Below are 6,894 nucleotides of genomic sequence, written 5' to 3'. Positions count from 1 at the left end.
CGACGAAACTGCCGATCGTGCTGGGCGGCGCGCCCGAGGAGATGTCCGATCCCCGTTATCTCGCCGGCCAGCGGGTGCGGATCGCGCTGCAGGGCCACGCGCCGTTCGCCGCGGCGACGCAGGCCGTCTACGAAACGCTCAAGGCGCTGCGTGAAGGCTTGCCGCCGAAAGCGTTGAAGGGACTGGCTTCGGGCGAACTGACCGGCCGCCTCACGCGCGAAGCGGAGGTGAAAGCGCGTGGCCGCGAATTCCTGGGCTTGAGCAAATAGATGAGCGGCGCGATCCGTCAGGTGACGATCACCGGACGCGTGCAGGGCGTCGGCTACCGCGCCTGGGTCGAGCACCGGGCCCGAAATCACGATCTTGAAGGCTGGGTGCGCAACCGCAGGGACGGCAGCGTGGAAGCGCTGTTTGCCGGGCCGGCGGAGATCGTGTCGGAAATGGTGGCGTCCTGCCGGCGCGGTCCTTCCTCGGCGCGGGTCGATGCCGTGCAGGACGAAGGCGGCAGTCCCGATGCGCTCAATCTGCGTCGGCCGGGCGAACGGTTTTCGGTTCTGCCGACGATCTAACCCGAGTTCCGGATCTGTGTCCTCGCTCGCCCCCACCGTCGTAGCGCCACCAGTGCCCAGATCGCTTCGACTACGCCGAACGGCCACGCGCCCTGCAGGAAGCCGTAAATCGAACCGAGGCCGCAGGCGACGGCGAACGCCAGGACGTACCAGGGGCTCCTTGCCTCCAGCGCATACGACACCAGCATCGCCGTCACGGCGAAGAGACCGAAGAGGGTAAGTCCATCCATTCGTCACTCGTTAGGCAAGACCGCGCGTTTCTTTACGATGCCGAGCGCGTTGAACGCGACAGGCTCGAGCACCGGCCAGGATGCTGCGGCCGCTGTCAACAGGCTTGCGAGGACCATCAGGGTAACGGTCAAGCGCGTCGCCCTTCGTTGCGTCTTCCTGACCTGCCATCCGATCCATAGCCAGGCACCGATCACGACGGGCACTGCCAGCCGCGTGAGCCAGCCGTGCGCGTGATCCAGCATGGCGATAAATCCGCCGGCGCTGGCGAGGATCACCGCAGGCAAAGTGAACGGCAAGAGGCAGCAGGCCGTGCATGCCGCCGCCGCCAGCGCGGTCATTGCCGCGGCGCCGGCGGCTTTGCCGCCTGCCGGTTCTTGCATGGAGGCGCAGCCGCAGCCCGGCGCATTTTCCGACGGCAGCCTGCAGGACGGTTGGATAACACTCATGTGATTCTCCGAAGGGTTGTTCATCGATGTTTCGACGGATACCCCCTCAAGCGGCTTGAGGTTCAAGCGAGAAATCGGGGAGGGGACGTTGCGGATTGGAGTCCTGGCCAAGCGGACCGGCACGAGCGTTCCGACCATTCGGTACTACGAACAGGTCGGGCTGCTGCGCCCGGCAGCGCGGAGCGGCGGCCAGCGAATCTACGACAATCAAGACGTTCGGCGGCTCGCCTTCGTCAGGCGCTGCCGCGACTTCGATTACTCGATCGAGGAAGTGCGCTCGCTCTTGTCGCTGATGCACGGCGAAAAGCCCTGCACGGAAGCGCGGGACTTGGCCGCCGGCCACCTTGCCGGGGTGCGTCGCAAACTCGCCGAGCTCAAGGCGCTGGAAACCGCGATCGCGTCGCTGGTGAAGGAATGCGACGCCTCATGCGCAGGCGGGCCCGCCTCGGCCTGCGTGATTTTGCAGACAGCTTAAAGCGGGGACGGAGCGGATAAGAAATCCGGTGTCTCAGGCGTCACCCCGCCGCTGCTTCAAAAAGTCTATTCTTATCTCGGTCGCCGACCGAACAGACAGAATCTTCGCCGCGGCGCTATTCTTTTGAATGTTGCCGGCGACGAGAAAACCCGATCCAGAACTATTGCCGATTCACCGTCCGCGCTGCCCTGACTGTCAAACGCGGATGATCACGGTTGCCATTGCACCGGGGCCCGAAGGCTTCGAACACCGCACCTTCGAATGCCGCAGGTGCGGACACAGCGAAACCGGGGTCCTGGCCAGCGACCCGTTTGAGTCGGATGTGGCTGGCTGGATCGCGGGCGAGCTGCAACCGCCGCATTAGCAACACCAATTTCGAGAGACGAGCGCGTTCCATCGGCTACCCCAGGTTCCATGGATCTCAAGCAAAGACTCGCGTCCCAAACTGGGCCTTGATGCCGAAGCGCAGATCGCGCTGGAAAAGGCGCGCGAGATGAAGCCCGGTCCGGAGCGAACCGAAGCGATGAAGCGCGCGGGCATTCTCAGGAATGCGGCGGACTGCAGGGATTGTTTGTCGCCAAGCGCGGCAGACCCGCGAAGACCTGAGGAGGAGCGTGATGATTGCCGAAAGCTTCGATCAGAGAACGTTGGCCAACATGGAGGTCGCGCTCGACCGTGCCTGCAAGGTGCTTGCGGGCGCTGGTGAACGGCATGATGCACGCCGGCATATCGCCAGCAAGATCCTTGAATGCGCCGAGAGGGGCGATCGCACGCTTATCGCGCTGACGGAAGCCGGGCAGGCCGCCGCCAGCGAACTCTGTACGGCACACGGCGTCTGAAAACGGGAACCACCGCCGCGATCGCGATTCGCGGTCAGGCCGTCGCCTCGGGCAGCCGCGATTCGACGGCGCCGAATACCTGCTGGAACGTCTGCCGGAGCGCGATATCGACATCCGCCATGCTCACGGGGTGGCCGAGATCGACCAAACTCGTGACGCCATAGCGCGGATCCGCCACGCCGCAGGGGACGATGGCGTCGAAGTGGGTGAGGTCCGGCTCCACGTTGATCGAAATGCCGTGGAACGACACCCAGCGCCTGAGCCGCACGCCGATGGCGGCGATCTTGTCCTCGAAGCCTTGACCCTTGTCCGGCCGGCCGACCCAGACGCCGACGCGATCCTCGCGCCGCTCGCCGCGCACGTTGAAGGCCGCCAGCGTCCGGATGATCCATTCCTCGAGACTGGCCACATAGGCCCGGACGTCGGGCCGCCTCAGCTTCAGGTCGAGCATGACATAGGCCACCCGCTGCCCGGGGCCGTGATAGGTGATTTGCCCGCCACGCCCGGTGGCAAACATCGGAAAGCGGGGATCGAGCAGGTCGGCCGCCTTGCCGCTGGTGCCGGAGGTGTAGAGCGGGGGGTGTTCCAGCAGCCAGACCAGTTCGCCCGCCCGGTGGGCCGCGATATCGGCCGCACGGGCCTCCATGGCCGCCACCGCCTCGGGATAGGGCACCGGGGCGTCCGATATCCGCCATTCGACCGCCCCGCCGCCGGCGGGGCCGGCGAACGGCGTCAAATCCAGGGTTTGGCGGTCATTAACCATTGGCTAACCATAACGTGGTGATCTCAAACCACGCAATTTTGCATATTTCGTCAGTTCAGGTCGCTCACCCCAGTGCCAACCCTCGATAAAGTCAGTGTCGATCTCATGGTGGTCCTCGGCACCACCACGATGCCCATCCATCAGGTAATGCGGCTCAGCCGCGGCGCCATCATCGAACTGGACGCCACCGAGGCGGACGAGGTCAAGATTCTCGCCAACAACCTGCCGATCGCCAGCGGCGTGGTGCTGGTCGATCGCAACCGCATCGCGGTCGAAGTCAAGCAAATGCTGCCGAAATCGCCGGGCAGCCGGTAGGCCGGAATCCGTTCCCGACTTCGCGGGATCAGCTGCAATGCCAGCCCTTGTCCCCCCATCCCTGATTTGTTACATCCCGCGCCGTTGATCCGGTCCGGCGTCATTCCGGTGCCGGTTTTCCAAGCGCTCGTGGCGGAATTGGTAGACGCGCTGCCTTGAGGTGGCAGTGAGTAAAATCGTGGGGGTTCGAGTCCCTCCGAGCGCACCACCTCAAAAAATCAGCTTTGAAACTATTGATGTTTTCGGCTTAAAGCTCCCACCTTTTCGGTAGGTGGGGGTTTAGAAGTTCACTTTTTGGACCGCGAAAGTTTCTTGATCGCCTTTGCGGCGATTTTCGTGCGGTTCGCCGACTTCGTGTATAGCGATGCCATTGCATCACCTTCCCAACCGAATATCGAATTCATCTGCGCAGTGGTCGCCTCGTTCTCAGCGGCCTGAGTCGCCGCGGCTTTGCGAACGCCGTGGCCCGACTTTCCATAGATGCCCGCCATCTTACAGGCTTCGGCAAAGAAGCTGCCGACGGCTTCCTTGACCATGGGCTTTCCGTCGAGGCGGGCGAACCAACTCAACTCGCCGAGCGGACCCGCGTTGATCGTCTTTTGCAACTCCGGAAGGATAGGAATCGTGACAAGCATTCCCGTCTTTTCCGTGCGGATCGAAATGATTCCTTTGCGGACGTGCTGCTTGCCGACCACCGATGCGTCGCCACGCCGAAGCCCGGTGAACTGGTAAATATCGAAAAGGACTCGTTCACGCGTGCCGCGCGGCCATCGTCGCTCATATTTTTCGATATCTTCGTCGGTCCACACCGGGAAACCGTCGTTTGTGTCTTCCTTTTTGGATCGCTTGAATGTGATTCCTGCCGTGGGGTCGCTCCTTGCCAGGGGCGGATCCGCGGCAACGGCCCAAATGAACATCTGCCGCATGGTTGTCACGAAATGCTTTGCCTGCGTCGGCGTCGCGGCACGCCGTTTGCGGCCATCCTCAATCGCCTTCTTGTTGATTCTGGATAGTGGTTCGGCGCCAGCCGTCTTAAGCACTGGCCGCATGATGTTTTCGCGCTGCCTGCGGGTTGCCAGTGAAAGGGCGGTCCAAGCGTCTGCCTGCCGGTAGAGCATCCATAGCCATTCCAGAGTGCCACGCGCCGCTTTGCCGGCGCCCTGGGCGCGCTTGCCAGAGGTCGCCTCCTGATAGGCAGCTTCAAATTCGGGCGTGCCGTAGACACCGTGAATGCGAACCTTGGGGCCTCTACCGAACCGAACATACCAGACCGTCTTGCCGTGTCGACTGACGGTGCGCTGAAGGTGCGGCGGGCGAGGGCGGGTCATGGGCTACAGGATGACGGGTGGCAAATCGTCGTCAAGGTCGGGCGCGATTGGAGGTCCCTTGATTCGGACAATAATCGTGCCGTCAGGGCGCACCTCTACCGTGGCCGCTCCGGCCTGTTTTGCGGCCCGGATCGCACGGGCTACGTCGGCTTGCGTGATAATGGCTGCGCGGCGGGACATGGCTTTACCTCGAACAAGCGGGAGCGGCCTAAGCGGCCCCCGGTTGCATCAGCGCGCAATCTCGGCGGCAAGGACATCCTGCAGCGTCAACGCGGCGCCGATGCGAATGCTGGCCGCATTGATGAGGCCGGTGTATTCGCGATCCTTGACGGCGTGGAGGGCTGCTTTGACCACTTCGGCTGTGGTGGCTTGGTAGTCGCGAATAGCGCGGTCGATGCGTTTGAACACTGGCTCCTGCTTCCGGTTGGGGGCGATGGGCGCCTTAACGTTGACTTTTCGGGCTTATCGTGTATCAGTATCGGTACCCAATACCGATACTGGCGGTTTGTCAATGAAACTTTCCGAATTGATTCCCCACACCGCCGCATGGACCGGCGTATCGGACACACACGTCAACACGGTCGCGCGAGTGTTGCGGCCCGCCGGTCTGGTATCTTCGCAGGGACGGGGGCCCGGTGGGGCTTTGATGACCACCAGCGACAAGATCAATCTGCTGCTAGGCACGTGCGGCGTCGAAATCGCTAACCGTGCGGCCGACTATGTGCGCGTATGGCGTAGGTCTTTCCGTAACAACATAGATCGCCATCCCGACTTGGATTTCGCGTTCCTCAAGGCTGATAACGTCGAGGACCTTTTAGTCGACCTCATCACCAAGGATTTGAACGGTGGCCCGCTGTCTGCTTGGCTCAAGGAATCGGATGAAGCGCACGCGAAAACTATCGGATACCCTGGAGCATTGAACCACGCTATCACTCTCGACTTTTACGTCGATATGTTTGCGCTGGAATTGATCGTGTCGCGCCACGAATACTCGATTGCCAAGGGCCCTTCGAAAAAGATCGTCAAAGTCACGACGCATCCGATCTCAGTCAAGTTCGCGCCACCTCCGCCGCCTTTTGATTATCCTGTACCGCCGCGGTATTCAGAAAACTACCTGGCTTCGTCTGATCTGATCCGCCGTCTGCACGAGAAGAACCTGATCGGCTGGGGCGCGTGTTTGTGACCGACTGGAAGTCTCGATCCGTTATGTCGGCCTGGAAAATCACCGAATCGACGAATGGAAAAGGACTGCCTGCGGTTGAAAGCGGCAACAGCGCCCAACGGCCTAATGCATTGAGGAGAGACGCGTGAGAGTGCAGGCACCTGAAACGCTGGAAAAAGGGCGCGTGCTATCCGGCCCATGGGCAACCACACCTGAGTGGGGCTTAAGCGGAGTGTTCATCCTGCAAGCCCCAAGCGGCGCCAAACTCTGGATCGGCGGGCACACTGGCGATGGCAACACGGTGGCTGTGGATTCCAGTGGCGAGCGACATGTGATTTCCGCCGCGCCAGCAGGCCCGCTGGACCCGGCATTCGGCCTAATCGCGGCGCATCGAGCGGCAGCCGCGGCGCATCTGGTCGCCCTTGAAGAGCAAGCCCGGTTGGAGGAGATCGGTGATTTGGGTGCCGATGGGATAGCCGAAGGGCCGTGCCACGCGGAAATGGCCGCCTTTAACGATCTAATCGAGACAGCGCCGGTGACATTCGCCGGCTTGGTTGCATGGTCGTCCTATCTCGACGAGATCGAGCCGTGGATGTTCGAAGAAAAAGAGGGCCGACGCTGGTCGTGACGCTCGTAGAGGCACTCGGAAACCTCGCGGTGGCGTCATGAACCGCGGCCTCCGAAGTCTTCAGCCCAAGACCTGCCAACAGCCGCTGCACGATCGCTTCCAGCGTCAGGTCCGGTTCCGCGGTGGTCAAGTCCAGCA

Annotated in this window: 11 protein-coding genes, 1 tRNA gene and 1 pseudogene; 8 read left to right on the top strand and 5 right to left on the bottom strand. The window is 62.2% G+C overall.

Translation table 11 applies throughout. From position 1 onward, the window contains the following. Both QZ213_RS22455 and QZ213_RS22450 read left to right on the top strand, forming a co-directional pair. A pseudogene (locus tag QZ213_RS22455) lies at positions 1–269 on the top strand (oxaloacetate decarboxylase); the annotation flags it as partial. Next, entirely contained in the window at positions 270–569 is a 300-nt protein-coding gene (locus QZ213_RS22450; protein ID WP_291688284.1) for an acylphosphatase, read from the top strand. It abuts the pseudogene before it with no gap. On the opposite strand, the gene QZ213_RS22445 is transcribed toward QZ213_RS22450, so the two are convergent. Both QZ213_RS22445 and QZ213_RS22440 read right to left on the bottom strand, forming a co-directional pair. Next, entirely contained in the window at positions 566–799 is a 234-nt protein-coding gene (locus tag QZ213_RS22445; RefSeq protein WP_291688283.1) for a hypothetical protein, read from the bottom strand. The genes QZ213_RS22450 and QZ213_RS22445 overlap by 4 nt on opposite strands. Before the next feature lie 3 nt (positions 800–802). Then, positions 803–1,312 (bottom strand): hypothetical protein, encoded by a 510-nt coding sequence (locus tag QZ213_RS22440; RefSeq protein ID WP_291688282.1) that lies wholly within the window; start codon positions 1,310–1,312, stop codon positions 803–805. Between the two features lie 22 nt (positions 1,313–1,334). On the opposite strand from QZ213_RS22440, the gene QZ213_RS22435 reads away from it, so the two are divergent. Then, entirely contained in the window at positions 1,335–1,721 is a 387-nt protein-coding gene (locus QZ213_RS22435) for a helix-turn-helix domain-containing protein (RefSeq protein ID WP_291688281.1), read from the top strand. Positions 1,722–2,338: 617 nt separating this feature from the next. Next, a complete protein-coding gene (locus tag QZ213_RS22430) occupies positions 2,339–2,560 on the top strand; it encodes a hypothetical protein (RefSeq protein WP_291688285.1) in 222 nt (73 codons plus the stop codon). 34 nt (positions 2,561–2,594) lie between these two features. Here QZ213_RS22430 and lipB read toward each other — a convergent pair whose 3' ends face one another. Further along, positions 2,595–3,323 (bottom strand): lipoyl(octanoyl) transferase LipB, encoded by a 729-nt coding sequence (gene lipB / locus QZ213_RS22425; protein ID WP_291688280.1) that lies wholly within the window; start codon positions 3,321–3,323, stop codon positions 2,595–2,597. Positions 3,324–3,395: 72 nt separating this feature from the next. On the opposite strand from lipB, the gene QZ213_RS22420 reads away from it, so the two are divergent. Beyond that, on the top strand, positions 3,396–3,638 hold the full coding sequence (locus QZ213_RS22420) for a FliM/FliN family flagellar motor switch protein (RefSeq protein WP_079574275.1): 243 nt from the start codon (positions 3,396–3,398) through the stop codon (positions 3,636–3,638). 123 nt (positions 3,639–3,761) lie between these two features. Beyond that, positions 3,762–3,846, top strand: a tRNA-Leu gene (locus QZ213_RS22415). 79 nt (positions 3,847–3,925) lie between these two features. Here the strand turns inward: QZ213_RS22415 and QZ213_RS22410 are convergent. Both QZ213_RS22410 and QZ213_RS22405 read right to left on the bottom strand, forming a co-directional pair. Then, a complete protein-coding gene (locus QZ213_RS22410; protein ID WP_291688279.1) occupies positions 3,926–4,966 on the bottom strand; it encodes a tyrosine-type recombinase/integrase in 1,041 nt (346 codons plus the stop codon). 228 nt (positions 4,967–5,194) lie between these two features. Continuing rightward, entirely contained in the window at positions 5,195–5,374 is a 180-nt protein-coding gene (locus QZ213_RS22405) for a hypothetical protein (protein WP_291688278.1), read from the bottom strand. A gap of 103 nt (positions 5,375–5,477) precedes the next feature. Here QZ213_RS22405 and QZ213_RS22400 point away from each other — a divergent pair, with 103 nt between their 5' ends. Both QZ213_RS22400 and QZ213_RS22395 read left to right on the top strand, forming a co-directional pair. Further along, a complete protein-coding gene (locus QZ213_RS22400) occupies positions 5,478–6,149 on the top strand; it encodes a hypothetical protein (RefSeq protein WP_291688277.1) in 672 nt (223 codons plus the stop codon). A 124-nt stretch (positions 6,150–6,273) separates the two neighbouring features. Beyond that, complete coding sequence (locus tag QZ213_RS22395; RefSeq protein WP_291688276.1) at positions 6,274–6,756, top strand: hypothetical protein; 483 nt, start codon at positions 6,274–6,276, stop codon at positions 6,754–6,756. Positions 6,757–6,894: the final 138 nt, after the last annotated feature.

This window comes from Bradyrhizobium sp. (assembly GCF_017881085.1).
Lineage (GTDB): Bacteria > Pseudomonadota > Alphaproteobacteria > Rhizobiales > Xanthobacteraceae > Bradyrhizobium.
The sequence above is the reverse complement of the archived record's forward strand: the minus strand, read 5'-3'. Positions and strand labels throughout refer to the sequence as shown.

What these genes read in the sequence shown, in the direction of transcription:
- QZ213_RS22445 (WP_291688283.1), bottom strand. Translation starts at nt 799, where the DNA reads ATGGATGGACTTACCCTCTTCGGTCTCTTCGCCGTGACGGCGATGCTG.
- QZ213_RS22450 (WP_291688284.1), top strand. Translation starts at nt 270, where the DNA reads ATGAGCGGCGCGATCCGTCAGGTGACGATCACCGGACGCGTGCAGGGC.
- lipB (WP_291688280.1), bottom strand. Translation starts at nt 3,323, where the DNA reads ATGGTTAATGACCGCCAAACCCTGGATTTGACGCCGTTCGCCGGCCCC.
- QZ213_RS22430 (WP_291688285.1), top strand. Translation starts at nt 2,339, where the DNA reads ATGATTGCCGAAAGCTTCGATCAGAGAACGTTGGCCAACATGGAGGTC.
- QZ213_RS22410 (WP_291688279.1), bottom strand. Translation starts at nt 4,966, where the DNA reads ATGACCCGCCCTCGCCCGCCGCACCTTCAGCGCACCGTCAGTCGACAC.
- QZ213_RS22400 (WP_291688277.1), top strand. Translation starts at nt 5,478, where the DNA reads ATGAAACTTTCCGAATTGATTCCCCACACCGCCGCATGGACCGGCGTA.